Here is a 25,490-nt window from a genome sequence, read left to right as displayed (position 1 = left end):
CCGGCGCCCGGAGTGTCCGCAATGCAGTACGAGTACCGAGTGACGAAGTCCCAGGGGGATCACGAGATGCGACCCATTCGCCCGACCGATACCGCACGGCGTGGGAGGCGCGCACGGCGCATGCCCTCCTCCGCGCTCGCCGCGACCGCCGTCGCCGCTGTGCTGGCGCTCACCGCCACCGCCTGCGGCCCGGAGGAGGACAACGCGGGCTCCACGCCCAGCGCCTCCGCCGAACAGTCTTCCGACGGCAAGGTCACCATTCCGGACGACCTCAAGAACCGTCTCAAGGAGCACGGGATCGACCCCGACAAGTGGCGGGACGGGGAGTGGAAGAACTGGGACAAGGACAAGTGGCTGCGTGAGGCCAAGGACTTCGTCAACCCGGTCATCGACGGGCTGTGGGACCCGGACCGGATGCGGGAGGCCGACAAGCCCCCGGAGAACCCGGTCGAGGACGACATCTCGGGCGACGACGGCGTGACGGACCCGACGCCGGCCCCGGTCCAGGCCGCCGGTGTCGCGACGCCGTACCACGACAACGCCCCGGAGTCCGGGAAGTTGCTCTTCGACGGCCCGCAGGGCTCGATGGTCTGTTCCGCGACCGTGGTGAAGGACCCGGCGAACCCCGGCAGGTCCAACATGGTGTGGACGGCCGGGCACTGTGTGCACGCGGGCAAGAAGGGCGGCTGGTACCGCAACATCGCCTTCGTCCCGGCGTACAACAACGACGGTCTGTCGCTGGACCAGCTGGAGTCCGCGCCCAAGGAGAAGATCGCTCCCTACGGTGTGTGGTGGGGCCAGTGGGCCCAGACCTCCGAGCAGTGGATCGAGCAGGGCGCCGCGGTCGGCGGCCAGGGCGCCCCGTACGACTTCGCCGTGCTGCACGTGACGCCGGAGAAGGGCGCGGGCGGCAAGTCGCTGGAGGAGACGGTCGGTTCCGCACTGCCGGTGGAGTTCAACGCCCCCGTCGTGCCGGAGATCGCCGGTATGACGGCCACGGGCTACCCGGCCGCGCCGCCGTTCGACGGTCAGAAGCTGCTCCAGTGCCAGGACAGGCCGGGCCGGCTCTCCGTCTTCCAGGACCAGCCCACGATGTACCGCATCGGCTGCACGATGACCGGCGGTTCCTCCGGCGGCGGCTGGGTCGCGGCGGGCAAGGACGGCAAGCCCGCCCTGGTCTCGAACACCTCCATCGGCCCGGTCACGGCGGGCTGGCTGGCCGGTCCGCGGCTCGGCAAGGAGGCCGAGGGCATCTACCGCGCGGTCAGCGAGAAGTACGCGGGTCAGTAGGTCCCGGTCACGGAATGCTCCGCACCGATCTCATGCGCGGCCCCCCGGCACGGCAGTCGCCGTGCCGGGGGCCGCGCATGACCGGCGGTGGATCCCGGCCAACGCATGACAAGCGCATGACAGAATGCACGACCGCATATCCGTGCACGCGTGCCAACCGCACGACTCAGGTTCTCGGGGGGATCTCTTCCATGCGATCGATACGTCCGCTGCTGGCCGTCACCGGCCTCGTCGCGGCGCTCATACTGACGGCCACGGCCTGCGGCCCGGAGGAGGACGCCGCCGCGAAGCCGTCGGCAACCGACGGAGCAGCCGGCAAGGACCCCGCCGCCGGTCTTCCCGGTGATCTGGGCGACGCCCTGGACAAGCACGGGGTGGACCCGGAGGAGTGGAAGGACGGGGGGTGGAAGGACTGGGACAAGGACGGCTGGCTCCGCAAGGCCGAGGACTTCGTCAACCCGGTCATCGACGGCCTGTGGAAGCCGGACCGGATGGCCGCGGCCGACGAGCCCGCCAAGACGATGACGGCCGGTGACCTCTCCGCCGGCCAGGACGTCAGCGATCCGGAGCCCGCGCCCGTGCAGGCCAAGCCGGAGAAGCTGCCCTACCACCGGCACGCCGCCCCGGTCGGCAAGGTCTTCTTCGACTCGCCCAAGGGCTCCATGGTCTGCTCGGGCACGGTCGTGAAGGACCCGAAGAACCCCGGCAGGTCCAACCTGGTGTGGACCGCCGGACACTGCGTGCACGCGGGTGCTGGCGGCGGCTGGTACCGCAACATCGTCTTCGTGCCCTCGTACAACGACCAGGGCAAGAACGCGGCGCAGCTGCGGACCGCGCAGCCGCAGGAGGTCGCCCCCTACGGCACCTACTGGGCGGACTGGGCCGCGTCCTCCGGAGAGTGGATCTCCGGCGGCGGCCCGACGGGCGGAGCAGGCGCGCCGTACGACTACGCGATCCTGCATGTGAAGCCGGAGAAGGGCACGAAGTCGCTGGAGGAGACGGTGGGCAACGCGCTGCCGGTCTCCTTCGACGCTCCGGAGATCCAGCAGATCAGCGGCATGGGCGCCTGGGGCTACCCGGCCGGTCCGCCGTACGACGGACTGCTGATGCACCAGTGCGTCGACCGTCCCGGCCGGCTCTCGATCGCCCCCGGCACGCCGACGATGTACCGCATCGGCTGCACCATGACCGGCGGCTCCTCCGGTGGCGGCTGGTTCGTCGCCGGGCCGGACGGGAAATCGATGCTGGTGTCCAACACCTCGATCGGCCCGGTCACCTCGGGCTGGCTGGCCGGTCCTCAGCTCGGTGAGGACGCCCGGCGCACCTTCACGATGATGAGCGACAAGTTCGCCGGCCGGTAGTCCCGGCCGCTGTACGTACGCCGAAGGCTCGGCCCTCCTGGAATTCACCGGAAGAGGGCCGGGCCTTCGGCTTGTCGCGTGGCTACGCGGCTGTCAGTGCGCGGCGGGGACGAAGGTCCCGAGCTCCGCGGCCAGTTCCTCGTGGACCTGAGCCTTGAGCAGGGTGCCCTCGGCGGTGTGCTCCTCGGAGAGCACCTCGCCCTCGGCGTGCACCCGGGAGACCAGGGCCCCCTGGATGTACGGCACGAGCACCTCGATCTCGACGGACGGACGGGGCAGCTCGGCGTCGATGAGCGCGAGCAGCTCGTCGATTCCGGCGCCGGTCCTGGCCGAGACCGTGATGGCGTACTTCTCGTTGCGCAGCAGCCGCTGGAGGACCAAGGGGTCCGCCGCGTCCGCCTTGTTGATCACGACGATCTCGCGTACGTCCACCGCACCGACATCCCGGATCACCTCGCGCACGGCGGCGAGTTGCTCCTCCGGCACCGGGTGGGAGCCGTCCACCACGTGGAGGATGAGATCGGACTCGCCGACCTCCTCCATGGTGGAGCGGAACGCCTCGACGAGGTGGTGCGGCAGGTGCCGTACGAACCCGACGGTGTCGGCGAGGGTGTAGATGCGGCCGCTCGGTGTCTCAGCCCGGCGCACGGTCGGGTCCAGGGTGGCGAACAGGGAGTTCTCCACCAGGACACCGGCTCCGGTGAGGCGGTTGAGCAGCGAGGACTTGCCGGCGTTGGTGTATCCGGCGATGGCGACGGAGGGCACCTTGTTGCGCTTGCGCTCCTGCCGCTTGATCTCGCGGCCGGTCTTCATCTCCGCGATCTCCCGGCGCATCTTCGCCATCTTCTCGCGGATCCGTCGCCGGTCCGTCTCGATCTTGGTCTCACCCGGACCACGGGTTGCCATGCCGCCACCGCCGCCGGAACCGGCGCCGCCCATCTGGCGGGAGAGCGACTGACCCCAGCCTCGCAGTCGCGGCAGCATGTACTGCATCTGCGCCAGCGAGACCTGCGCCTTGCCCTCACGGGACTTGGCGTGCTGGGCGAAGATGTCGAGGATGAGGGCGGTCCGGTCGACCACCTTCACCTTGACGACGTCTTCCAGGTGGATCAGCTGGCCCGGGCTGAGCTCACCGTCGCAGATGACGGTGTCGGCCCCGGATTCGAGGACGATGTCGCGCAGTTGCAGCGCCTTGCCCGAGCCGATGTAGGTGGCCGGGTCGGGCTTGTCGCGCCGCTGGTACACCGCGTCGAGCACCTGTGCGCCCGCCGTCTCCGCGAGTGCGGCGAGCTCCGCGAGGGAGATCTCCGCGTCACGCACCGTCCCCGAGGTCCAGACGCCCACCAGCACCACGCGCTCCAGACGCAGCTGGCGGTACTCGACCTCGGTGACGTCCTCGAGCTCCGTGGAGAGACCGGCCACGCGTCGCAGCGCGGCACGCTCGGAGCGGTCCAGCTGTTCGCCGTCCCTCGCTCCGTCGATCTCCTGGCTCCAGGCGACGTCCTCTTCCATCAGGGCGTCGGCCCGAAGGCTCTCGGTGAGGCTCTCGGGGGTGTTCTCCGTAGCGCTCTGCGCGTCCTGCGCGTCCTGGGGAAGGGAAGAAGAGGAGGTCATTGGATCCTTACGTCGATAGAAGTCTTTACGTCAGTCACAACGTGTGATCTTCCCGGATGATTCCCTTCCGGGAACTCCGGTGCGGTCCGCCGCGCCGACGCGTCGATAGTGGCACGGCCCCACCGGACCCGTCACGCGGGTTTCGCACTGCTCCAGTCGGGGTGTCCGGGCATCGGCGGAGTCTTCTGCCCGTACAGCCAGCCGTCGAAGAAGGCGGTCAGGTCCCGTCCCGCGATGCCGGACGCCAGCCGGGTGAAGTCCGCGGTGGTCGCCGTGGAGTCCCGGTGCACCCGGACCCAGGCGCGCTCCAGCCGGTCGAAGGCGGCCTCGCCGATCTCCTGGCGCAGGGCGTAGAGTACCAGCGCGCTGCCGTCGTACATGACCGGGCGGAACAGGCTGAGCTTTTGCCCCGGGGCCGGTCCTTCCGGGTGCGCCGGGGGGCCGCCGTCCGCGCGCCAGCCGTCGGAGAGCCTGTACGCATGCCGCATCCGCCGCTCCAGGGTCCCGCCGCCGTGCTCCTCGGCGTACCGCGCCTCGTACCAGCTGGCGTGTCCTTCGTTGAGCCACAGGTCGGACCAGGTCGCGGGCGAGACGCTGTTGCCGAACCACTGGTGGGCCAGCTCGTGGATCATCACCGAGTCGACGTACCACTCCGGGTAGCCGGGCTCGGTGAAGAACGACTTCCCGAACAGCGAGAGCGTCTGGGTCTCCAGGGCGAAGCCGATGGGACTGTCGGCGACGAGCACCCCGTACGTCTCGAAGGGGTAGCGCCCGACCTGCTCCTCCATCCACTCCAGCTGGGCCGGGGTCTTCTTCAGCCAGGGCTCCAGCGTCTTCCGGTCGGCTGCCGGGACGACGTCGCGGACCGGCAGCCCGTGCGGTCCTGTGCGGTGCAGGACGGCGGAGCTGCCGATGGAGACCTGGGCCAGCTCGGTGGCCATGGGGTGTTCGCTGCGGTAGGTCCAGGTGGTCGTGGCCCCGCGCCGGGTCTTCCCCGCGGGCCGCCCGCCCGCGACCGCGGTCAGTTTCTCCGGGGCGGTGATCCGGAAGGTGAACCAGGCCTTGTCCGAGGGGTGGTCGTTGCTCGGGAAGACGCGGTGGGCGGCGTCGGCCTGGTTGGCCATGGCGAGCCCGTCGGCGGTACGCACCCAGCCGCCGTCGTCCCCGGATCCGCTCGGATCGCTGGTGTGCCGGACGGTGATGTTCAGCGCTACGCCCGCGGGGAGCCGGCGGGGGGCTTGGACGACCAGGTCCTCGCGCTTGCTGCCGAAGTCGGCGGCGAGACCGTTGACCTCGACCCCGTGGACGGTGCCCCGGGCGAAGTCGAGGTTGATCCGGTCCAGCGGGGCGGTGGTGCGGGCCCTGATCTTCGTGACGGCGTCCAGGGGCTCGGTGTTGCTGCCGTGGTACGTGAGGGCGATGTCGTACGCGAGGACGTCGTATCCGGGGTTGCCCAGCTCGGGGAAGAGCCGGTCGCCGATGCCCAGGGGCTCGGGGGCGGGCAGGGTGGCGGCTACGAGAGTGGCCGAGGCGGTCGCCAGCAGGGCGGCACGCAGGCGGCGGGGCAGGAGCGGCATGGACTACCGCTATCAGCGCTCGGCGGTCCCGGCGGGGAGCCGCGCGCCGCGCCACCCGAACGAGAACGCGCCGCCCGTGCGGGGAGCGGTCGGCCGGCCGGGACGGGCTGCTGCCGGACGGGGCGTTTCCGACGTGCTCAGCCGGCCGGGGCCGGGTGCTGGGCCCGGCTGACGTCGTAGACGCCGGCGACCTCGCGCATGGCGCGCATCAGGGCGGGAAGGCCTGCCGCGTCGGGGAGCTGGAGGGTGTAGGTGTGGCGGACCCGCTGCTCGCTGGGCGGTTCCACGGTGGCGGAGACGATCGCCGCTTCGGCGGTGGCGATGGCCTCGGTGAGGTCGGCGAGGAGCCGGGGGCGGCCGAAGGACTCGGCGACGAGGGTGACCCGGCAGCCCGCGTCGGACTCCCGGCCCTCGGCATCCGCCCAGCGGGCACCGACCGGGGCGCGGCCGATCCCCTGCATGGCGGCCCCGGCGGGGCACTCGCGGCGGTGCACGGTGACCGCTCCGCCGCGGACGACGAAGCCGGTCAGCTCGTCGGGGGGCACCGGCGTGCAGCAGCCGGCCAGGCGCACCGGCCCGCCGCCCCCGTCGACGACGACGCCCGTGGCGCGGGGGCCGGACCGGGTTCGCGCCGGTGCCGTGGCCTGGGGCTCGCGTTCCGGGGCGCCTGCCGCGGGCACGGCCTGGCCGGGTCCGCCCGCGTCCACGGTCTCCGGATCGGGCTTCGCCTCGTCGGGGTGGTCGGTGAGCCAGCCGGTGATCGCGATCCGGGCGGCGGGGGTGCGCACATGGTCGAGCCAGTCGGGCGAGGGGCCGGAGGCGGTGTCCTGGGCGAGCAGCAGCTGCACGGTGTCGCCGTCGCTGAGGACGGTGCTCAGGGTGGCGAGGCGGCCGTTGACCCGGGCCCCGATGGAGGTGTGCGCCCGGTCGCCGTACTGCGCGTAGGCGGCGTCGACGCAGCTGGCCCCGGCGGGCAGCCCGAGGGTGCCGCCGTCGGTGCGGAACACGGTGATCTCGCGGTCCTGGGCGAGGTCGTCGCGCAGGGTCGTCCAGAAGGTGTCGGGGTCGGTGGCGGACTCCTGCCAGTCCAGCAGCCGGGAGAGCCAGCCGGGCCGGGTCGGGTCGGCGCGCTCGTCGGACGGCTCGGTCTGCGGGGTGGCGGTGTGGTCGTGGACGTACGGGTTGCCCAGCGCGACGACGCCCGCCTCGGCGACCTTGTGCATCCGGTGCGTACGGATGAGGACCTCGGCTACGGCGCCCCCGGGGCCGACGACCGCGGTGTGCAGCGACTGGTACAGGTTGAACTTGGGGGCGGCGATGAAGTCCTTGAACTCGGAGATCACCGGGGTGAAGCAGGTGTGCAGTTCACCGAGGACGGCGTAGCAGTCGGAGTCCTCGCCGACGAGGACGAGCAGCCGGCCGAAGTCGGTGCCGCGCAGCTCGCCGCGTTTCCTGCGGACCCGGTGCACGGAGACGAAGTGGCGGGGCCTGATGAGGACTTCGGCGCTGATGCCGGCGTCCCGCAGGGTGTGCCGTACGTTGTCGGCGATGGTTTCGAGGGGGGCGTCCGGGCCTGCCGCGGCGGCGATCAGGGCGCGGGTGCGCTCGTACTCCTCGGGGTGCAGGATCGCGAAGACCAGGTCCTCCAGCTCGGTCTTGAGCGCCTGCACACCGAGCCGTTCGGCGAGCGGGATGAGGACGTCCCTGGTGACCTTGGCGATCCTCGCCTGCTTCTCGGGGCGCATCACACCGAGGGTGCGCATGTTGTGCAGCCGGTCGGCGAGCTTGATCGACATGACCCGGACGTCGTTGCCCGTGGCGACGAGCATCTTGCGGAAGGTCTCCGGTTCCGCGGCGGCGCCGTAGTCGACCTTCTCCAGCTTGGTGACGCCGTCGACGAGATAACAGACCTCGTCACCGAACTGCTCGCGTACCTGATCGAGCGTCACTTCCGTGTCCTCGACGGTGTCGTGGAGCAGGGAGGCGGTCAGTGTCGTGGTCTCGGCGCCGAGCTCGGCGAGGATCAGGGTGACGGCCAGCGGGTGCGTGATGTACGGCTCGCCGCTCTTGCGCATCTGGCCGCGGTGCGAGGACTCCGCGAGGACGTAGGCCCGGCGCAGGATGGTGAGGTCGGCGTCGGGGTGGTGGGCGCGGTGCGCCTCGGCGACATGGCCGATGGCGTCGGGCAGCCGGTCGCGGGAGACGGGGCCGCGCAGTGCCACCCGGCCCAGTCTGCGCAGATCGATCCTGGGGCGGCTCCGCCTGCGAAGGGGAGCGCCCGGATCGGCGGCCTCTGCACTCATGGGCACCTCCGGCGACGTCGACCGGCACGGGGGAGGAGCGGATGCCCCTCGGGGCCGGTGCTTGATGCTATCGACCCCACCACGTGGCGCAGTACAGCTCTCGCCCAGCGTGAAACGGATCACCCATTCGAGCGAAGCTCCGGCCGATCACCGTTTCGAGCAGATCCGGCCGGGTGGCTGCTTCGGACCGGTCGAAGGGCTCAGTCGGTCACGGTGTCGAGCCAGGACGGGTCGATGACGCCCTCGGCGACGATCACGGCGGGGCCGGTCATGTCGATCGCGCCGTCCGGGTGCTCGGTGATGACGAGGGTGCCGCCGGGGAGATCCACCCGGTACGTGACGGGGAGCCCGGTCCCCGCGGGGTCGGCGCCGTCACGGCGGGCGGTGGCGACGGCGACCGCGCAGGCGCCGGTGCCGCAGGAGCGGGTCTCTCCGGAGCCCCGCTCGTGGACGCGCATGCCGACGTGGCGCGGGCCCCGGTCGACGACGAACTCGACGTTGACGCCCTCGGGGTAGACGGCCTCGGGGCTGACGGGCGGGGCGGTGAGCAGGTCACCGGCGTGGTCCAGGTCGTCGACGAAGGCGACCGCGTGCGGGTTGCCCATGTTGACGTTGCGGGTGGGCCAGCTGCGGTCGCCGACGCTGACCGTGACGCTGTCCTCGGGCAGTAGGGCGCGTCCCATGGAGACCGTGATGTCGCCGTTCTTGGCGAGGTGCACATGCTTGGGGCCGCCCCGGGTGGCGACGGTGAGATCGCCCTCCTCGACGAGGCCGGCGCGCTGGAGGTAGTGGGCGAAGACACGCACGCCGTTGCCGCACATCTCGGCGATCGAGCCGTCCGCGTTGCGGTAGTCCATGAACCACTCGGCCGCGTCCGCCATGTCCCGTGCCTCGGGGTGCGCGGCGGACCGCACGACGTGCAGCAGGCCGTCCCCGCCGATGCCGGCCCGGCGGTCGCAGAGCCGGGCGACGACGGCGGCGGGCAGCGTGAGGGCGTTGTCCGGGTCCGGGACGATCACGAAGTCGTTCTCGGTGCCGTGACCCTTGAGGAAGGCGATCTGCGAGGTGCTCACACGCCAACTGTACGAGGCGGCGCCGACAACCCGCACGAGCGGCCCGGTCGTGCGGGCCTCACCGCGACGCCGTCAGCGCAGTCGGGCCACGCGCCAGACGGCGAGGGCGACCAGGACGAGGCCGGTCGCGACGTACAGCGCGATCACCCGCCAGTCGGGGCGGTCGCCCGAGCCGCGGGAGGGCAGTCCCGGCCAGGTGTGGCCGACGCGGCGGGCCGCCATCATGCCCCAGCCGGCCGCGCAGCAGCTGATCAGGAGCCCCAGCATGGCGACGATCGCTCCGCCGTCACCGAACTCGAAGGCGAGGGGGAAGGCGAACATCAGCGAGCCGACCGCGGCCAGCACGACGATGGGCGCGAGCTGCCAGATCCGCAGCTTGCGGGTGGGCCGCAGCTCGACCTCGACCTCGGGGGTCAGGTCCTGCTCGTCGGGCCCGTCCGGACTCAGCCGTCCCGCGTTCTCCCGCGGTGACGGCACGTCGTGCTCTGTGTCGCGCTGCTCCGTGTCGCGAGGGCCGGCCTCCATCGCCACGCGCCCTCCCAACTCGGACTCCACTGGTGGATCGATGCTCGATGATGGCACGATCACGGGTGCCGAATTGACGGGCGGAGCTTCCCGATGCCATCACGTGATCAGGCTGTGACCGCTCGTTCGACCAACGTCAGCGCCCGGTCCGGGAGTTCCCCCCGGTCGCGGTGTCCGCCGCCGAGCCACACGACACGCGGGTCACGACGGAACCACGAGTCCTGACGGCGGGCGAAGCGCTTGGTGGCGCGCACGGTCTCGGCCCGCGCGTCGTCCTCGGTGCACTCCCCCGCGAGCGCCGCGAGGATCTGCTGATATCCGAGGGCCCGCGAGGCCGTGAGCCCCTCGCGCAGCCCGGACGCCTCCAGGGCGCGTACCTCGTCCACGAGTCCTTCCTCCCACATCCGGTCGACGCGCAGGGCGATGCGCTCGTCCAGTTCGGGGCGGTCCACGTCGACGCCGATCTGTACGGCTTCGTAGACCGGCTCGTCGCCGGGGAGGTTCGCGGTGAAGGGCTTGCCGGTGATCTCGATGACTTCGAGGGCGCGGACGATGCGGCGGCCGTTGCTCGCCAGGATGGACCGGGCGGCGTCCGGGTCGGCGGCGGCGAGGCGTTCGTGCAGGACGCCCGAACCGCGCTCGGTCAGTTCCGCTTCGAGGCGGGCGCGCACCTCGGGATCCGTACCGGGGAACTCCAGGGCGTCGATCGCGCCCTTCACGTACAGGCCGGAGCCGCCGACCAGGACAGGCGTGCGCCCTTCGGTGAGCAGCCGGTCGATCTCCAGGCGGGCCAGGCGCTGGTACTCGGCGACGCTGGCGGCCTCGGTGACGTCCCAGATGTCCAGCAGCCGGTGCGGCACGCCGTCGCGCTCGGGGAGCGTCAGTTTCGCGGTGCCGATGTCCATCCCCCGGTAGAGCTGCATGGAATCGGCGTTGATCACTTCGCCGCCGAGCCGCTGGGCGAGAAAGACCCCCAGATCCGATTTTCCGGCGGCGGTGGGGCCTACGACGGTGATGACGCGGGGGGCGGAAGCGGGAGGGGTCACCCGGACAGTCTCCCAAATATCCCGGCCGTCCCGAACACGCCGGGTGCGGAGGGCGGGCGACCCCGTACGGGGCGGAGGGCGATGTCAAGGATGCGCTCGAAAACACTGCAGAACGCTATAGGGCGAGTAGAAACGGCAGGAACGGACAGGTGACGGACAATGGGGGCGGGAGAACGCTCCCGCGAACAGTCCTCACTGCACGGAAGGTGACCCAATGGGGTTCCTGGACAACCTGAAGGCCAAGCTGGGACCGGCCAAGGACAAGGTCGGCGACCTCGCGCAGCAGCACGGGGGCAAGATCGAGCAGGGCCTCGACAAGGCCGCGCGCACGGTCGACCAGAAGACCAAGGGCAAATACAGCGACAAGATCGATTCGGGTACGCGCAAGGCCAAGGGGGCCGTGGACAAGCTGGGGCAGAAGGGCGGAGGCACGCCCGGCACCACGCCTCCCCCTCCGCCGCCCGCTTCCTGACCCGCCAGCAGCAGGCCCTTGACGGCGGCACCGGTTCTCCCCGGTGCCGCCGTCGGTCTGTTCAGGACCAGGCGGCGACGGTGTAGCCCACGCCGTACGGGGCGTCCTCGTACAGCAGCCGTCCGGCGAGCCCGGCGTCCCGCGCGGCGCCGCCGAGCAGCTGCCAGGGGGCCCGTCCGGCCGCCTTGAGCTCGTGGGCGAGCGTCGCGTCGAGCGCCGCGAGGGCGTCGAGGTCCGCGGAGCCGAGCGCTTCGGAGGCCCGTACGTCGAAGGCGGCGGCCCGGTCGTCGAGGTAGCCGGGGGCCTTGAGGGTGCGGCAGGCACTGCCGTCGCCCATCACCAGGAGCGCGACCCGCTCGGCCCGGCCGGCGAGGGAGCGTCCGGCCTCCGCGCACTCCTCGGCGGCCTCCCGCTCCGCCACGGCGAGCCCTTCGACGGGAGCGCCCGCCCATCGGGCCCGGTCCAGCAGCCACGCGCCCACGGTCAGGGACTGCGGCAGCGGCCGGTCCGGGGCGGCGAGGTCCCCAGGTGTGTCGCCGAGCGTCACGTCGAGGTTCACGCCGACGCCCCGGAAGGAGCCGTGCGCTCCCGCCGGGTAGGTCCCGGCGGACCGGTCGTCGCCCGGGCCCACGACGACGAGCAGGTCCGGGCGCGAGGCGGCGAGCACCCCCACGGCGTCGAGACACGCGTCCCGCGCGGCGTCGAGCTCGGGGGCGGCCCCGGCGGCGACCTCGGGCACCAGGAGCGGCGGACAGGGGCACACGGCGGCGGCGACAAGCATGCCGGTCAGCGTACTTGTCGGGAGCCGTCGGCCGATCCCGCACGCTGGGCCGTGGTCGGCGACCCGCCGCCGGGCCGGAAGCCGTCAGCCGAAGCCGCAGGCCGGAGCCGTCAGCCGATGCCGCAGGCCGGGGCCGCGGCGGCCGGGAGCGGGTCCGGGGCGCCGATGCCGGGGAGGCCGAGCATCACTCCGGCGGGCTTGGCGGCGGCCTCGGTGGTGCGCTTCTCCCAGGCGTCGCCCGCGCGGGTGGACCGTACGGCGAGCGGCGTGCCCTCGGCGAGCAGGTGGTGCGGGGCGGCGTAGGTGATCTCGACGGTCACCACGTCACCGGGGCGCACGGCCTTCCCGGGCTGCGTGAAGTGGACCAGCCGGTTGTCGGGGGCGCGGCCGGAGAGGCGCCGGGTGGCGCCGTCCTTGCGGCCCTCGCCCTCCGCGACCATGACGTCCAGTGTCCGTCCGACCTGCTTCTTGTTCTCCTCCCAGGAGATCTGCTCCTGGAGGGCGGACAGGCGCATGTACCGCTCCTGGACGACCTCCTTGGGGATCTGACCGTCCATGTCGGCGGCGGGGGTCCCGGGGCGCTTGGAGTACTGGAAGGTGAACGCGTTGGCGAACCGCGCCTCCCGGACGGCGTGCATCGTCTGCTCGAAGTCCTCCTCGGTCTCGCCGGGGAAGCCCACGATGATGTCCGTGGAGATGGCGGCGTCCGGCATCGCGGCGCGCACCTTCTCGATGATTCCCAGGAAGCGCTCCTGGCGGTAGGAGCGGCGCATCGCCTTCAGGATGCGGTCCGAGCCGGACTGCATCGGCATGTGCAGCTGCGGCATCACGTTGGGCGTCTCGGCCATGGCGGCGATGACGTCGTCGGTGAAGTCGCGGGGGTGCGGCGAGGTGAAGCGGACGCGCTCCAGGCCCTGGACGGAGCCGCAGGCGCGCAGCAGCTTGGAGAAGGCCTCGCGGTCGCCGATGTCGGAACCGTACGCGTTCACGTTCTGGCCGAGCAGGGTGATCTCGGAGACGCCCTCGGCGACCAGGGCCTCGATCTCGGCCAGGATGTCGCCGGTGCGGCGGTCCTTCTCCTTGCCGCGCAGCGCCGGGACGATGCAGAAGGTGCAGGTGTTGTTGCAGCCGACCGAGATGGAGACCCACGCGGCGTAGGCGGACTCGCGGCGGGTGGGGAGCGTCGAGGGGAACGCCTCCAGGGACTCGGCGATCTCGATCTGCGCCTCTTCCTGGATGCGGGCGCGCTCCAGGAGGACCGGCAGTTTGCCGATGTTGTGGGTGCCGAAGACGACGTCGACCCAGGGGGCCCGCTTGACGATGGTGTCGCGGTCCTTCTGCGCGAGACAGCCGCCGACGGCGATCTGCATCCCGGGGCGCTTGGTCTTCATGGGCGCGAGGCGGCCGAGGTTTCCGTAGAGCTTGTTGTCGGCGTTCTCCCGCACCGCGCAGGTGTTGAAGACGACGACGTCGGCGTCGCCGTCGGAGCCCTCGGGGGCCCGGACGTAACCGGCGCCCTCCAGGAGACCCGACAGCCGCTCGGAGTCGTGGACGTTCATCTGGCACCCGTAGGTGCGCACCTCGTAGCTCTTCTGGACGTCCACTGCTTCGCTCCGGTTGCCGCTGCTCATGGGACAAGGGTAGGCGGTTGCCGGGCAGCGCCCTCCCGTCGCCCGCCCCTGCCCCTCCCGCCCCGCCCCGTCCGCTGTGGGCCGGGCCTCACGGGGAAGCCTGGCCAGGGGGCGGATGAGCTGGCAGGATCGCGCGCATGTCCCACGCTCTGTCCCGATTCGGCCGTCGGCGCACCCTGCAGACGGGCGCCGTCCTCGCGGTCGTGCTCGGGCTGCTCGCGTGGTGGCTGCAGCCCCAGGGGGACGGGAGGGACCCGAGCGGGTCGCTCACCTTCTCCACCGGGGTGCCCAGCGGTGTCTACCAGCGGTACGGGGAGCGGCTGGAGGGCGCGCTCGCCAAGGACATGCCGGAGGTGTCGATACGGCTGCGGACCAGCGAGGGGTCGCAGCAGAACCTCGCCCGGGTGGCGACGGGCGACGCGGACTTCACCATCGCCACCGCCGACGCCGTGGCGACCTATCTGCGCGACGGCAGGCCCGGGGCCCAGCGGCTGCGCGGCTGCGTCCGGCTCTACGACGACTACGTCCAGCTGGTCGTCCCCCGCGACTCCGACATCCGCAAGGCCTCCGACCTGCGGGGCAAGCGGGTGGGCGTCGGCCAGGAGGGCTCCGGGGTGCGGCTGGTCGCGGACCGGCTGCTGACGGCGGCGGGGCTCGATCCGGCCGACGACATCACCCCGGTGCCGGTCGGCATCGACACCATGCCCGTACGGCTGACCCAGGGCCAGCTCGACGCCTTCTTCTGGTCGGGCGGGCTGCCGACCGCGGCCGTCCAGGAGCTGTCGGAGCGCTTCGACATCCGGCTGGTGCCGCTGGAGGCCGCCCTGGTCGCGAAGTTGCAGGCCGCGACCGGGCCCACCCGTTTCTACCGGTCGGCCATGATGCCCGCCGACGCCTATCCGCAGGCCCAGCAGGGTCAGTCGGTACCCACGGTCGCCGTCGCCAACCTGCTCGTCACGACCGACCGTACGGACGCGGCCATGACGGAGGCCTTCACCCGGACGGTGATCAACAGCCGGGACCGGATCGGCCGCGAGGTCCACGCGGCGCAGTTGGTCGATCTGCGGACGGCGATCTACACGGATCCGCTGGACGTGCACGACGGGGCCAAGGACTACTACCGCTCGGTGAAGCCGTGACCGCTCTTGGATGAGGGCATGAGGGCACCCGCCCACCCTTCGGCTCAGCCACCGCCCGGCAGGTCGCGGGGGACGGAGACGGTCACCCGCAGACCGTGCGGTTCGTGGTGCTCGTACGCGATGGAGCCGCCGCCCGCCGCGAGCAGCACCCGGGAGATGGAGAGGCCCAGGCCCGATCCGCTGACGTTCTGGTGGCGGGTGCTGCGCCAGAAGCGGTCCCCGACGCGCTCCAGCTCCGCCTCGGTGAGGCCGGGGCCCCGGTCGGCGACGACGACGGTCGCCGCGAGGGCTCCGGCGGCGACGGTGACGGTGACGTCCTCTCCGGCGGGGGTGAACTTCAGGGCGTTGTCGATCACCGCGTCCAGGGCGCTGGAGAGCGCGATGGGGTCGGCCCAGGCAGTGGCCGCCGGGGCGCCGTCCAGGGTGAGGGCCACCCCCTCCCGCTCCGCCATGGGGCGCCAGGATGCGACCCGCTCGGCGGTGAGCGGAACGATGTCGATCAGCTGGAGGTCGGCCTCGGCATGCTCGGCCAGCGCGAGGTCCAGGAGGTCGTCGAGGACCCGGGCCAGCCGCTTGCCCTCGGTGCGCACGGCCGCGATCTCCTCGCTGCCCTCGGGCAGCTCGAGGGCGAGGAGCTCGATACGCAGCAGCAGGGCGGCGAGCGGGTTGCGCAGTTGGTGCGAGGCGTCGGCGACGAAGGCGCGCTGCTGCTCCAGCACGTCCTCGACGTTGTCCGCCATCTCGTTGAAGGAGCGTGCCAGATGCCTGAGCTCCGGCGGCCCTGCGGAGGCGGCGACCCGGGAGCGCATGCGGCCGCCGGCGATGTCGCGGGTGGCCGCGTCCAGGGTCCGCACGGGCAGCAGGACCCAGCCGGTGAGCCGGACCGCCGCCCCGACCGCCACCAGCAGGGCCAGCGCCTCGCCGAGGCCGATGGCCAGCCACGTCCGCAGGGTCCGGGACCGCATCTCGCCGGTGGGCGAGTCGATGACGACCACGGCGACCACGTCACCGTCGCGCACGACGGGCGAGGCGACGACGACACGGCCCTCGCGCCAGGGCCAGACCTGCGGGGGGTCGTGCGAGCGGCGGCCCAGCAGCGCCTCGTTGAAGGCCGTGCGTCCCTCCCCCTCGGCGGGCAGGGCCCAGGAGCCGGGGGCCTTGCCGAGGGCCCGGTCGTCCGGGAAGAAGACGCCGGCGCGGATGTCGTACACCGAGGCGTAGAGCTCCAGGTCGGTCTGGAGGGTGCGGCGGCGCTCCTCGCTGTCCGGGGAGGTGTCGGTGATGGACTGCGCCAGGGCGGCGAACCGTGCGGTGTCGTCTATCCGGTCGATCACCAGGCGCTGCTGTTCGGCCGCCGCCACGCTGACCGCGAGCGGAAAGCCGAGGGTGAGCAGCACGGCGGCCATCAGGACGATGAGCAGTGGGAGCAGACGGGAGCGCACCGGGAGAACGTACCCGCCGGTCAGGCGGACGGCGCGACGAGCCGGTAGCCGACGCCCCGCACGGTCTCGATCAGGGCGGGCAGTCGCAGCTTGGAGCGCAGGGAGGCGACATGGACCTCCAGGGTGCGCCCGGTGCCCTCCCAGCTGGTGCGCCAGACCTCGCTGATGATCTGCTCGCGGCGGAAGACGACGCCGGGGCGCTGGGCGAGGAGGGCCAGCAGGTCGAACTCCTTGCGGGTGAGCTGGACTTCCGCACCGTCGACGCTGACCCGGCGGGTCGGCAGCTCGATGGTGACCGGCCCGAGGCGCAGGGCGGCGACGGGGGTCGGCGCGGTTTCCTCACCGCTGGTGGTGCGCCGGGCGACCGCGTGGATACGGGCGAGCAGCTCGCCGGTGTCGTACGGCTTGGTGACGTAGTCGTCGGCGCCGAGGTTGAGTCCGTGGATGCGCGAGCGCACGTCGGCGCGGGCTGTGACCATGATCACGGGGGTCGCGGTGCGCCTGCGGATCTTCCCGCACACCTCGTAGCCGTCCTGGTCGGGCAGGCCTAGGTCGAGGAGGATCACCCCGAAGGGCTCCTTCTCGGCGGGCAGCAGCGCGCGCAGGGCCTCCTCGCCGTTGCGTGCGTGCACGACCTGGAATCCGTGCCGGGCGAGCACGGCGGACAGGGCCGCCGCGACATGGTCGTCGTCCTCGACGAGCAGCAGTCTCATGGCCCTCCTCATCCGTGTCTCCCGGGGCCGTAGGGCTCTTCGGGTTCGTTCGTACAACCGTTGCACGGTGTCACCGGGCGTTATCTCACGTTTCACCCTGCTCCACCCGGAAGATCCTTGGCGAGACCTTCCGTTCACCGACGCTTCGCGTCCACCTCTCCCAAGGCATCCACGCCGATGAGCGGCACGTCAGTCAAGAGCCTGCCGGTTACAGCAGGGTTTCCGTTATGCACCCGGTACGCCCCGGCGCGGCGCGGGCCGTCCTGTTCACACGGAGTGTCCGGTTGCCGCCGGATCGTTATGCTCAATTTCCGCTCAGATGTAATGACGTTGGTAGCACTGCGTCATTAGTGTCCTTCTTCAACCGAGGAGGACGGAGCAAGAAGCCGATGAGCGGAGTTTCAGTGACCAAGGCCGCGGAGGATGCCGCGCCTGCGGCGAACGACCTGGTCGTACTGAGCGACGTCAACAAGCACTTCGGCGCGCTGCATGTGCTCCAGGACATCGACCTGACCATCGCCCGTGGCGAGGTCGTGGTCGTCATCGGGCCTTCCGGGTCCGGCAAGTCCACGCTGTGCCGCACGATCAACCGCTTGGAGACGATCGATTCGGGAGCGATCTCGATCGACGGCAAGCCCCTGCCCCAGGAGGGCAAGGAGCTGGCCAGGCTGCGTGCCGACGTGGGCATGGTCTTCCAGTCGTTCAATCTCTTCGCACACAAGACGGTGCTGGAGAACGTCATGCTGGGCCAGATCAAGGTCCGCAAGGCCGACAAGAAGGCGGCGGAGGAGAAGGCCCGAACCCTGCTCGACCGGGTGGGCGTCGGTGTACAGGCCGACAAGTACCCGGCGCAGCTCTCCGGTGGCCAGCAGCAACGCGTCGCGATCGCACGGGCGTTGGCGATGGACCCGAAGGTCATGCTCTTCGACGAGCCCACGTCGGCTCTCGACCCGGAGATGATCAACGAGGTCCTCGAAGTCATGCAGCAGCTGGCCCGGGACGGGATGACGATGATCGTCGTCACCCACGAGATGGGCTTCGCCCGATCCGCCGCCAACCGCGTCGTGTTCATGGCCGACGGGAAGATCGTCGAAGAGGCGACCCCCGACCAGTTCTTCAGCAACCCGCGCAGCGACCGGGCCAAGGACTTCCTGTCGAAGATCCTTCACCACTGACGACAACGACCTACGACCTAAGGATTGTTCACATGAAGCTCCGTAAGTCCGCCGCCGTCGCGGCCATCGCCGTCCTCGCCCTGACCGCGACCGCGTGTGGTGGCAAGGAGGGCTCCGCCGGTGACAAGCCGGGCGGCACGAAGCCGGGTTCCTCCGAGGCTCCCGCACTCCCCACGTACACCGCCGCCACCGGCGTCGACCTGGACTCGCCGGTCTTCAAGAAGGCCAAGGAGCGCGGCAAGCTGATCCTCGGCGCCAAGGCCGACCAGCCGTACCTCGGCTTCGAGGACCAGTCGACCAAGGAGCGCTCGGGCTTCGACATCGAGATCGCCAAGATGGTCGCGGCCGACCTCGGCTTCTCCGACAAGCAGATCGAGTGGAAGACCGTCGACTCCGGCGTCCGTGAGACGGCCATCTCCAAGGGCCAGGTCGACTACTACGTCGGCACGTACACGATCAACGACGAGCGCAAAAAGCAGGTCGGCTTCGCCGGGCCGTACTACAAGGCCGGCGCGGACCTCCTGGTGCGCAAGGACGAGGAGTCGATCACCGGTAAGGATTCGGTGAAGGGCAAGAAGGTCTGCTCGATCGTCGGCTCCACGCCGCTCCAGGAGATCAAGAAGCCGGAGTACGGTGCGAGCGTCGTCGAGCTGGCCAAGTACTCCGACTGCGTGCAGCAGCTGCTGACCAAGCAGGTCGACGCCGTGACCACGGACGACTCGATCCTCAAGGGCTACGCCGCCGCCAACTCCGGCAAGCTCCGCGTCGTCGGCAAGCCGTTCACCGACGAGCCCTACGGCATCGGTCTGGACAAGGACGACAAGGTGCTCCGCGAGGCCATCAGCAAGTCGCTGGAGGAGCGCGTCAAGGACGGCACGTACAAGAAGATCTACGAGGCCACGCTGGGCCTGTCCGGTTCGGACTACGTCGACCCGCCCGCCATCGAGCGCTACTGACGCCGTCGGCCGTCGGACCGCAGGCTCCGTCCCGCCGTCCGACGGTCGCCCCCGTCACCCCGTCACCGACGCCCCGCGAGTGACCCAGGCGTCCCGTACGCCCCCGCCGTCCCGGCGTTCCCAGGGACGGCGGGCGTACGGGGCGCCCCTTCCCCTGCCCTGATGCCGCTGACCGCCGACGCGGAGACCTCATGAACGTACTGCTCGACAATTTCCCAGAGTTCCGCGACGGCTTCATAGGAACCGTGTCGATCACCGCCGTCAGCTCGGTTATCGCCCTGGTCCTCGGTGTGCTCATCGCCGGATTCCGGGTCTCGCCGGTGCCGCCGCTGCGGTACTTCGGCACCGCCTGGGTGACGCTGATGCGCAACACCCCGCTGACGCTGCTCTTCCTGATCTTCTTCTTCGTCGTACCCGAGATCCTCTTCCCGGGGATGAGCTCGTTCGTGCTCGGCTCGCTGGCGCTCGGCTTCTACACCTCCTCGTTCGTGTGCGAGGCGGTCCGCTCCGGCATCAACACCGTGCCGCTGGGACAGGCCGAGGCCGCGCGCTCGATCGGCATGACGTTCGCGCAGACGCTCCAGATCGTGGTGCTCCCCCAGGCGACCCGGACCGTGATCCCGCCGCTGAGCAGCATCTTCATCGCGCTCACCAAGAACTCCGCGATCGCCGGAGCCTTCAGCGTCGCCGAGCTGTTCGGCTGGCAGAAGCTGATGAGCGACAAGGGTTACGACATCGTCCCCGTCTTCATCTGGGTGGCCCTCGGCTACCTGGTCGTCACGTTTACCATCAGCGGCCTCTTCCGGCTGCTGGAGCGTCGCATGGAGGTCGCCCGATGAGCGCCAGCGTTCTCTACGACGCCCCGGGCCCCAAGGCCGTCGTCCGCAACCGGATCTACGCCGTCGTCGGCACCCTCGCCATCGCGGCGCTGATCACCGTCAGCATCGTGCGGCTCGCCGACAAGGGGCACCTCGCCCCGGCGATGTGGGACATCTTCAACTACACGGGCATCCGGCAGAACATCGCCGACGCCCTGCTCGCCACGCTCAAGGCGTTCGGCCTCGCCGCGATCGGCTCGCTGGTCCTCGGCGTGCTCCTGGTGGTGGGCCGGCTCTCCGACCACAAGCCGATTCGCTGGGCGGCGACCACCTTCATCGAGCTGTTCCGCTCGCTGCCGCTGCTGATCACCATCTACGCCATCTGGGTCGGCTTCCTCACCGACTACTCGATGTGGGCGCTGGCCGCCGGCCTGTCCGTCTACAACGGCTGTGTGCAGGCCGAGGTGCTGCGGGCCGGCATCAACTCGGTGCCCAGGGGGCAGAGCGAGGCTGCGTACGCGCTCGGCATGAGCAAGACGCAGGTCATGGTCAGCGTCCTGATGCCGCAGGCCGTCCGGTCCATGCTGCCGACGATCATCGGTCAGCTCGTGGTGACCCTCAAGGACACCTCGCTCGGCTTCATCATCCTGTACCCGGAGCTGCTCCAGACCGCGCGTCTGATCGCCTCCAACACCCAGGTGAACGGCCAGTACCCGTACGTCTCCACGATCGTCGTCATCGGAACGATCTACATCGCGATGTGTCTGCTGCTCTCGGCGCTGGCGACGTGGATCGAGAAGCGCGGCCGTCGCGCCAAGACCGGCATCAAGGTGGCGCCCGGCGCCCCGGCCTCCGGCATCCCCACGATGGACGCCGTTCCCGGCCCGGACCTGGGGGGCGCAGGGGGCGCGGGCCCGACGGGCGACGGTGCCGGTGGGACCGGTGTGACGAAGAACTGACCTCCCCGGGGCCCTGTCGGCCCTTCCCGGCAGGAGCATTCGAGGCAGCGGCGCACGCGTCGCTGCCTCGGTCACTTGACGCAAGCACCACCAGTGGGTTGCATACGTTCTGTGATCACGCACCCGGCTTCCTCTGCCACGTTCCGCATGACCGTACGGGCCGGAGGGTACGCGCCGTGGACCCGGTGATCGTCGTCGGCGCCGGGCCCGTCGGCCTGACGCTGTCGCTGGCCCTCGCCGCCCAGGGCGTCCCCTCGGTCGTGCTCGACGAGGGCCCCGGCACGGAGGAGCCCCGTCCCGCCCGCACGGTCGTGCTGCGCGAGGACACCGCCGACCTGGTGGGCCGTCTCGGCTGCCGGGAGCTGGACCGGGTCGGGCTGCGCTGGGCCGGGTGGCGTTCGATGCGCCGGAAGCAGCTGGTCCGGAACGTGCCGCTGGGCGGGGCCCGGAGGGACGGGGAGGGTCCCCTCCCCGGACTCCTTCCCGGGCCGCTCCATGTTCCGCAGCATGCGCTGAGCGCCGCGCTGCGTGCGGCGGTGGACAAGGCGCCGCTGATCCAGCTGGCACCGATGAGCCGGATCGACACGCTGGAGCAGGACCCCGACGGCATCACGGTGCACACCAGGGAGCCGGGATCGACCTGGTGGCGCGGGAGCTATCTGGTCGGCTGCGACGGTGCCCGGTCGACCGTGCGCAAGCTGCTGGACATCCGCTTCCCCGGCCGTACCGCGGTGGAGCGGCATGCCGTCGCCGCCCTCCGGGCCGAACTGCCCTGGCCCGACGAGGCCGTCCTGCACCGGCAGCCGCCCTGGCGGACCGGGGGCGCGGAGGTCTCCGCCAGGCCGCTGCCGGACGGCGTCTGGCGGCTGGACTGGCTGCTGCCGCCGCGCGGCGAACTGGTCACCCCCGAAGCCCTGATCACCCGGATCCGGGACACCCTGGCCGGCTGGTGCGGCGAGACCCCGGCGTACGAACTGCTGGACACCGGCGTCCACACGCTCCACCACCGGCTCGCCCGGCGCTGGCGCGAGCAGCGGGCCTTCCTGGCGGGGGACGCGGCACACCTGCTGGGTGCCCTGGGCACGCAGGGGCTGGACGAGGGCCTCCGGGACGCCGAGAACCTGGCCTGGAAGCTGGCCCACGCCTGGCACCACGGCCCCGCCGAGCAGCTGCTCGACAGCTACCAGGCCGAGCGCCGGGCCGCGGTGGCCTCCCGGCTCCGCGCCGCCGACCAGTCGCTGCCGATACTGCGCGGCGGAGGCGGCCTGCGGACCCTGGTCCCGGGCACCGTACGCGGTCACGACACCCTGCTCGCCGACGGCCATCTGGGCTGCGGAGCGCTGGGGGCGCCCCCTTCGTACTCGCACTCCCCCCTTTCACCGCCGCACGCCGAGGCGCACACCGTTGTCGGTACGCCCCCCGGTGCGCCGGTCACCGACGTGACGGTGACAGCACCGGACGGGACGACGACGCGTCTGCGGGAGCGGCTCGGGCAGGGGCACTTGCTGGTGATCCTGGTCGCGCCGGGGACCGGTGTCTGGGACCGGCGGCACTGGCGGACCGCGGGCGTCATGCCCCGTCTCACCGACGCCGTGGCAGCCCTCCCGGGGACGACGGAGCTGCTGGTCACCGAGAACTATCCGGGGGCATCGGCCCATACCGTCCTGCTGGTCAGGCCGGACGGGCACCTGGTGGCCGCCTTCGGCGGGGTACGGCCCGCGGAGCTGTTCACCGCGGCACAGGCCGCTCTGGGTGGTGCGCCCCTCAGCGCGCAGGAGCCCGTGGGGCCGGAGGACGGCGGGGACGAACGAGGCCCGGGGCGCGAGCAACGGCACGGGGCACGGGTCCATGCCGACGGGGCCGCCGGGATCCATTGACGATGGACCGTCACAGGCGCGCATGCTGTCCAGATCATGACCGACACCGATGTGCGCCTGTGGCGGAGGGCTCATGTGGACCTCGTCCGTTACGCGGGCTGCGCGTGTCGCCCGTCCTGCTGAATCGTCTCCCTCTGGCCGGTACGTGCCGCTTTCCGCGCGGCCGGAACCCCGCGCCGGTGGGCATCGACGAACTGCTGGAGCGGGTCCGGGCCTTCTCGACCGGATCGGCCCGCCCGAGGCCGCCGAGGCGGCGGAGGCCGGTGCCCTGCTGGTGGACATCCGGTACGCGGCGCTCCGCGATCGGGACGGACTGATCCCGGGCGCGCTGGTCTTCGAACGCAATGAGCTGGAATGGCGGCTCGACCCCCAAGGCAGCCACCGCGCCGCCGAGGCGGTCGGCCAAGACCTCCGGGTCGTCGTCATCCGCAACGAGGGTTACGCCTCCAGCCTTGCGGTCGCCTCGCTGCGACAGCTGGGACTGTACCGGGCCACCGATCTGATCGGCGGCTTCCAGGCGTGGCGCGCCGCGGGACTCCCGGTCACGTCCGCCTGACACCCGGGGCCTGACGACACCCGGGGTCTGACATCCGGGCCTGGCACCTGAGCTCAGGTGCCAGCTGTCAGGTGTCAGGCCCGCGGGTGCCACACACCCGAACGCCACGTTCCGCTGGAGCAATCGCCGTGCGTGACCGACATTCGCCTCACACAGAGGACCGAAATGTACGGAGATGACGCACTTATGGCGATCGCAGTCCTCACCCCCGACCAACTCGACGGCCAGGCCTCGCGGCTGCACGACACCCAGGCGTGGCAGCAGATCGTCACGGGGTGGGAGTGCACCGCCCCGGAGCCCGTGATCACCCCGGCGGAGCCGACGCCTCCACGGCTCGTGGAACCCCCGGAACTCGAGCCCGCGGAGCCCTCCGACTGGCGGAACCTGCTGTCCGTGCCCGTGGAGCGGCTCGTCGACGACACTCTGCGCACCCTGCCCGCTCCGCCTCCGCACGAGCGCCCGCTGCCCGGACGGCTGGGTGCGATGCTGCCCGATCGCGTCCACCTCTGGCGGCGGGTCGGGCAGCGCGACCTGCGGCCCTCGACCCACCTCGGCTACGCACGGCAGATCCTGGCCGAGTGGGGCTGGCAGAACACCCCGTACCGGTTGCGGAACGCCCGTGGCGCACGCTGCGTCTGCGGTGCCCTGATCTCCGCGCACCGCCTCGGCTACGGCTCCCTCGACACCGTGGACCGGGCCGGCGCCTGGCTGATCACGGAGCTGCGCGCGCAGGGGTGGACCGGGCTGATCGGCCCCTGGAACCGCGTGCCGGGACGAACCGCGGCGGACGCGCTGGCCCTCGTCGACGGGGCCGCCCGCCGCGCGGCCTCGGCCGGACACTGACCTGCCGACGGATCCTGCCCCCGCTTTCCTCAGAAAGGCTCGTCCAGGCCTTCCGTGTCCTCGCCCTCCTCCTCCAGCGCCCGACGCACCACCCGAAGGGCCATGCCCTCCCCGTATCCCTTGCGTGCGAGCATTCCCGCCAGACGGCGCAGCCGCTTGTCACGGTCCAGGCCCCGCGTGGAGCGGAGCTTGCGGGCCACGAGCTCGCGTGCCGTCTCCTCCTCCTGATCCGCGTCGAGCTGCCCGACCGCCTCGTCGATCACGGCGGAGTCCACGCCCTTCGTCCGCAGCTCACGAACGAGGGCACGGCGTGCGAGCCCCCGGCCGTGGTGCCGGGACTCCACCCATGCCCCGGCGAACGCCGCATCGTCGATCAGCCCGACGTCCTCGAAGCGCGCGAGCACTTCCTCGGCCGCCTCGTCCGGGATCTCCCGCTTGCGCAGGGCGTCCGCGAGCTGCTTGCGCGTGCGCGGCGTCCCGGTGAGCAGGCGCAGGCAGATGTTGCGCGCCTGCTCGACCGGGTCACGCGGCTCCCCCTTCTCGGCCCTCGACGAGGAAGGGGAGCCGCTGCTTCTGGATCCGGAGCGGGCACGGCGGCCCGCCCCTTCGCCGAATCCGCTCCCGACGCCCGCTCCACCGCGTGAGCGGCCGGACCGCGCCCCGGCACCTGCCCCCGGCTCGGTGACGGAAGCGTCGGCGGGCCCGTAGCCGGATTCGGGGCCGGATTCGGGGCCGCCGCCGGGCTCGGCAGGCCTGCCCGGCCACTCCGTACGACGTGTCACGGCCTAGCTCTTGGCCGCCGCGGTCTTGGCCGGCTTGGCCTTGGCGGCCGCAGTGGTCGCCGGCTTCGCCGCCCACCGAGGCGTAGAACTTCAGCGCCCGGCCACCGGTGGTGGTCTCCGGGGAGCCGAACATCACGCCGATCTTCTCGCGGAGCTGGTTGATGAAGATCGCGGTGGTCTTGGACTGGTTGAGCGCGCTGGTGATCTTGCGGAGGGCCTGGCTCATCAGACGGGCCTGGAGACCCACGTGCGAGTCGCCCATCTCGCCCTCGATCTCCGCACGGGGCACCAGGGCCGCCACGGAGTCGATGACGATCAGGTCCAGGGCACCGGAGCGCACCAGCATGTCGACGATCTCCAGCGCCTGCTCACCGTTGTCCGGCTGGGACAGGATGAGGTTGTCGATGTCGACGCCGAGCTTCTTCGCATACTCCGGGTCCAGCGCGTGCTCGGCGTCGATGAACGCCACCGAGCCACCGAGCTTCTGCGCGTTCGCCACGGCGTGCAGCGTCAGCGTCGTCTTGCCGGAGGACTCCGGTCCGTACACCTCCACCACA

Annotated in this window: 22 protein-coding genes and 2 pseudogenes; 12 read left to right on the top strand and 12 right to left on the bottom strand. The window is 71.4% G+C overall.

Annotated elements, in window-relative coordinates; genetic code table 11:
• Window positions 1-120: 120 nt before the first annotated feature.
• Together IG90_RS0103210 and IG90_RS0103205 are read left to right on the top strand one after the other, a co-directional pair.
• A complete protein-coding gene (locus IG90_RS0103210; RefSeq protein ID WP_030577118.1) occupies window positions 121-1,290 on the top strand; it encodes a trypsin-like serine peptidase in 1,170 nt (389 codons plus the stop codon).
• Window positions 1,291-1,481: 191 nt separating this feature from the next.
• Window positions 1,482-2,651: a trypsin-like serine peptidase gene (locus tag IG90_RS0103205; RefSeq protein WP_030577116.1), complete on the top strand. Its 1,170-nt coding sequence runs from the start codon at window positions 1,482-1,484 to the stop codon at window positions 2,649-2,651.
• Window positions 2,652-2,744: 93 nt separating this feature from the next.
• On the opposite strand, the gene hflX is transcribed toward IG90_RS0103205, so the two are convergent.
• From hflX to miaA, 6 genes are all read right to left on the bottom strand, one after another.
• On the bottom strand, window positions 2,745-4,265 hold the full coding sequence (gene hflX / locus IG90_RS0103200; protein ID WP_030577113.1) for a GTPase HflX: 1,521 nt from the start codon (window positions 4,263-4,265) through the stop codon (window positions 2,745-2,747).
• Between the two features lie 131 nt (window positions 4,266-4,396).
• Complete coding sequence (locus tag IG90_RS0103195; protein WP_030577111.1) at window positions 4,397-5,842, bottom strand: M1 family metallopeptidase; 1,446 nt, start codon at window positions 5,840-5,842, stop codon at window positions 4,397-4,399.
• A gap of 137 nt (window positions 5,843-5,979) precedes the next feature.
• Window positions 5,980-8,145, bottom strand: coding sequence for a RelA/SpoT family protein (locus tag IG90_RS0103190; protein ID WP_030577109.1), 2,166 nt, complete (start codon window positions 8,143-8,145; stop codon window positions 5,980-5,982).
• A 200-nt stretch (window positions 8,146-8,345) separates the two neighbouring features.
• Window positions 8,346-9,218: a diaminopimelate epimerase gene (dapF, locus tag IG90_RS0103185; RefSeq protein ID WP_030577105.1), complete on the bottom strand. Its 873-nt coding sequence runs from the start codon at window positions 9,216-9,218 to the stop codon at window positions 8,346-8,348.
• 72 nt (window positions 9,219-9,290) lie between these two features.
• Window positions 9,291-9,743, bottom strand: coding sequence for a hypothetical protein (locus IG90_RS0103180; RefSeq protein ID WP_030577101.1), 453 nt, complete (start codon window positions 9,741-9,743; stop codon window positions 9,291-9,293).
• A gap of 107 nt (window positions 9,744-9,850) precedes the next feature.
• Entirely contained in the window at window positions 9,851-10,789 is a 939-nt protein-coding gene (gene miaA / locus IG90_RS0103175) for a tRNA (adenosine(37)-N6)-dimethylallyltransferase MiaA (protein WP_030577099.1), read from the bottom strand.
• Window positions 10,790-11,003: 214 nt separating this feature from the next.
• Between miaA and IG90_RS0103170 the strand changes: the two genes are divergently transcribed.
• Complete coding sequence (locus IG90_RS0103170) at window positions 11,004-11,261, top strand: antitoxin (RefSeq protein ID WP_030577096.1); 258 nt, start codon at window positions 11,004-11,006, stop codon at window positions 11,259-11,261.
• A gap of 61 nt (window positions 11,262-11,322) precedes the next feature.
• Here the strand turns inward: IG90_RS0103170 and IG90_RS0103165 are convergent, their stop codons facing one another.
• A complete protein-coding gene (locus tag IG90_RS0103165) occupies window positions 11,323-12,042 on the bottom strand; it encodes a class III extradiol dioxygenase subunit B-like domain-containing protein (RefSeq protein ID WP_030577093.1) in 720 nt (239 codons plus the stop codon).
• A 110-nt stretch (window positions 12,043-12,152) separates the two neighbouring features.
• Window positions 12,153-13,673: a tRNA (N6-isopentenyl adenosine(37)-C2)-methylthiotransferase MiaB gene (miaB, locus tag IG90_RS0103160; RefSeq protein WP_051860205.1), complete on the bottom strand. Its 1,521-nt coding sequence runs from the start codon at window positions 13,671-13,673 to the stop codon at window positions 12,153-12,155.
• Between the two features lie 137 nt (window positions 13,674-13,810).
• Here miaB and IG90_RS0103155 point away from each other — a divergent pair, with 137 nt between their 5' ends.
• Entirely contained in the window at window positions 13,811-14,812 is a 1,002-nt protein-coding gene (locus IG90_RS0103155; RefSeq protein WP_030577087.1) for a TAXI family TRAP transporter solute-binding subunit, read from the top strand.
• A 44-nt stretch (window positions 14,813-14,856) separates the two neighbouring features.
• Here the strand turns inward: IG90_RS0103155 and IG90_RS0103150 are convergent, their stop codons facing one another.
• Both IG90_RS0103150 and IG90_RS0103145 read right to left on the bottom strand, forming a co-directional pair.
• Entirely contained in the window at window positions 14,857-16,254 is a 1,398-nt protein-coding gene (locus tag IG90_RS0103150; protein WP_030577085.1) for a sensor histidine kinase, read from the bottom strand.
• 20 nt (window positions 16,255-16,274) lie between these two features.
• Window positions 16,275-16,967, bottom strand: coding sequence for a response regulator transcription factor (locus tag IG90_RS0103145; RefSeq protein ID WP_030577081.1), 693 nt, complete (start codon window positions 16,965-16,967; stop codon window positions 16,275-16,277).
• 389 nt (window positions 16,968-17,356) lie between these two features.
• Here IG90_RS0103145 and IG90_RS0103140 point away from each other — a divergent pair, with 389 nt between their 5' ends.
• The 8 genes and pseudogenes from IG90_RS0103140 to IG90_RS0103110 all read left to right on the top strand — a co-directional run bounded on the left by IG90_RS0103140 (window position 17,357) and on the right by IG90_RS0103110 (window position 24,151).
• On the top strand, window positions 17,357-18,142 hold the full coding sequence (locus IG90_RS0103140) for an amino acid ABC transporter ATP-binding protein (RefSeq protein WP_030577079.1): 786 nt from the start codon (window positions 17,357-17,359) through the stop codon (window positions 18,140-18,142).
• 32 nt (window positions 18,143-18,174) lie between these two features.
• Complete coding sequence (locus tag IG90_RS0103135) at window positions 18,175-19,098, top strand: glutamate ABC transporter substrate-binding protein (protein ID WP_030577076.1); 924 nt, start codon at window positions 18,175-18,177, stop codon at window positions 19,096-19,098.
• A 191-nt stretch (window positions 19,099-19,289) separates the two neighbouring features.
• On the top strand, window positions 19,290-19,937 hold the full coding sequence (locus IG90_RS0103130) for an amino acid ABC transporter permease (protein ID WP_030577073.1): 648 nt from the start codon (window positions 19,290-19,292) through the stop codon (window positions 19,935-19,937).
• Window positions 19,934-20,875, top strand: a complete 942-nt coding sequence (locus IG90_RS0103125) for an amino acid ABC transporter permease (protein ID WP_030577070.1) — start codon at window positions 19,934-19,936, stop codon at window positions 20,873-20,875. The genes IG90_RS0103130 and IG90_RS0103125 overlap by 4 nt, the downstream gene beginning before the upstream one ends.
• 176 nt (window positions 20,876-21,051) lie before the next feature.
• Window positions 21,052-22,752, top strand: coding sequence for an FAD-dependent monooxygenase (locus IG90_RS0103120; protein ID WP_030577067.1), 1,701 nt, complete (start codon window positions 21,052-21,054; stop codon window positions 22,750-22,752).
• A 36-nt stretch (window positions 22,753-22,788) separates the two neighbouring features.
• A complete protein-coding gene (locus tag IG90_RS47010; RefSeq protein ID WP_411572642.1) occupies window positions 22,789-22,875 on the top strand; it encodes a putative leader peptide in 87 nt (28 codons plus the stop codon).
• A gap of 11 nt (window positions 22,876-22,886) precedes the next feature.
• A pseudogene (locus tag IG90_RS39085) lies at window positions 22,887-23,308 on the top strand (rhodanese-like domain-containing protein).
• 186 nt (window positions 23,309-23,494) lie between these two features.
• Window positions 23,495-24,151, top strand: a complete 657-nt coding sequence (locus tag IG90_RS0103110; RefSeq protein ID WP_030577064.1) for a DUF6197 family protein — start codon at window positions 23,495-23,497, stop codon at window positions 24,149-24,151.
• A gap of 29 nt (window positions 24,152-24,180) precedes the next feature.
• Here IG90_RS0103110 and recX read toward each other — a convergent pair whose 3' ends face one another.
• Together recX and IG90_RS0103100 are read right to left on the bottom strand one after the other, a co-directional pair.
• Entirely contained in the window at window positions 24,181-24,933 is a 753-nt protein-coding gene (gene recX / locus IG90_RS0103105) for a recombination regulator RecX (protein WP_030577061.1), read from the bottom strand.
• A gap of 73 nt (window positions 24,934-25,006) precedes the next feature.
• A pseudogene (locus tag IG90_RS0103100) lies at window positions 25,007-25,490 on the bottom strand (recombinase RecA family protein); the annotation flags it as partial.

Origin of the sequence: Streptomyces anulatus, from assembly GCF_000721175.1 — a bacterium.
Lineage (GTDB): Bacteria > Actinomycetota > Actinomycetes > Streptomycetales > Streptomycetaceae > Streptomyces > Streptomyces anulatus_C.
This window is presented reverse-complemented; position numbering and strand designations above follow the sequence as displayed.

What these genes read in the sequence shown, in the direction of transcription:
- IG90_RS0103205 (WP_030577116.1), top strand. Translation starts at nt 1,482, where the DNA reads ATGCGATCGATACGTCCGCTGCTGGCCGTCACCGGCCTCGTCGCGGCG.
- IG90_RS47010 (WP_411572642.1), top strand. Translation starts at nt 22,789, where the DNA reads ATGACCGACACCGATGTGCGCCTGTGGCGGAGGGCTCATGTGGACCTC.
- IG90_RS0103145 (WP_030577081.1), bottom strand. Translation starts at nt 16,967, where the DNA reads ATGAGACTGCTGCTCGTCGAGGACGACGACCATGTCGCGGCGGCCCTG.
- IG90_RS0103155 (WP_030577087.1), top strand. Translation starts at nt 13,811, where the DNA reads ATGTCCCACGCTCTGTCCCGATTCGGCCGTCGGCGCACCCTGCAGACG.
- IG90_RS0103170 (WP_030577096.1), top strand. Translation starts at nt 11,004, where the DNA reads ATGGGGTTCCTGGACAACCTGAAGGCCAAGCTGGGACCGGCCAAGGAC.
- IG90_RS0103180 (WP_030577101.1), bottom strand. Translation starts at nt 9,743, where the DNA reads ATGGAGGCCGGCCCTCGCGACACGGAGCAGCGCGACACAGAGCACGAC.
- IG90_RS0103190 (WP_030577109.1), bottom strand. Translation starts at nt 8,145, where the DNA reads ATGAGTGCAGAGGCCGCCGATCCGGGCGCTCCCCTTCGCAGGCGGAGC.
- IG90_RS0103135 (WP_030577076.1), top strand. Translation starts at nt 18,175, where the DNA reads ATGAAGCTCCGTAAGTCCGCCGCCGTCGCGGCCATCGCCGTCCTCGCC.
- IG90_RS0103125 (WP_030577070.1), top strand. Translation starts at nt 19,934, where the DNA reads ATGAGCGCCAGCGTTCTCTACGACGCCCCGGGCCCCAAGGCCGTCGTC.
- IG90_RS0103210 (WP_030577118.1), top strand. Translation starts at nt 121, where the DNA reads ATGCCCTCCTCCGCGCTCGCCGCGACCGCCGTCGCCGCTGTGCTGGCG.
- IG90_RS0103165 (WP_030577093.1), bottom strand. Translation starts at nt 12,042, where the DNA reads ATGCTTGTCGCCGCCGCCGTGTGCCCCTGTCCGCCGCTCCTGGTGCCC.
- hflX (WP_030577113.1), bottom strand. Translation starts at nt 4,265, where the DNA reads ATGACCTCCTCTTCTTCCCTTCCCCAGGACGCGCAGGACGCGCAGAGC.
- miaB (WP_051860205.1), bottom strand. Translation starts at nt 13,673, where the DNA reads ATGAGCAGCGGCAACCGGAGCGAAGCAGTGGACGTCCAGAAGAGCTAC.
- IG90_RS0103110 (WP_030577064.1), top strand. Translation starts at nt 23,495, where the DNA reads ATGGCGATCGCAGTCCTCACCCCCGACCAACTCGACGGCCAGGCCTCG.
- IG90_RS0103140 (WP_030577079.1), top strand. Translation starts at nt 17,357, where the DNA reads ATGAGCGGAGTTTCAGTGACCAAGGCCGCGGAGGATGCCGCGCCTGCG.
- IG90_RS0103130 (WP_030577073.1), top strand. Translation starts at nt 19,290, where the DNA reads ATGAACGTACTGCTCGACAATTTCCCAGAGTTCCGCGACGGCTTCATA.
- IG90_RS0103195 (WP_030577111.1), bottom strand. Translation starts at nt 5,842, where the DNA reads ATGCCGCTCCTGCCCCGCCGCCTGCGTGCCGCCCTGCTGGCGACCGCC.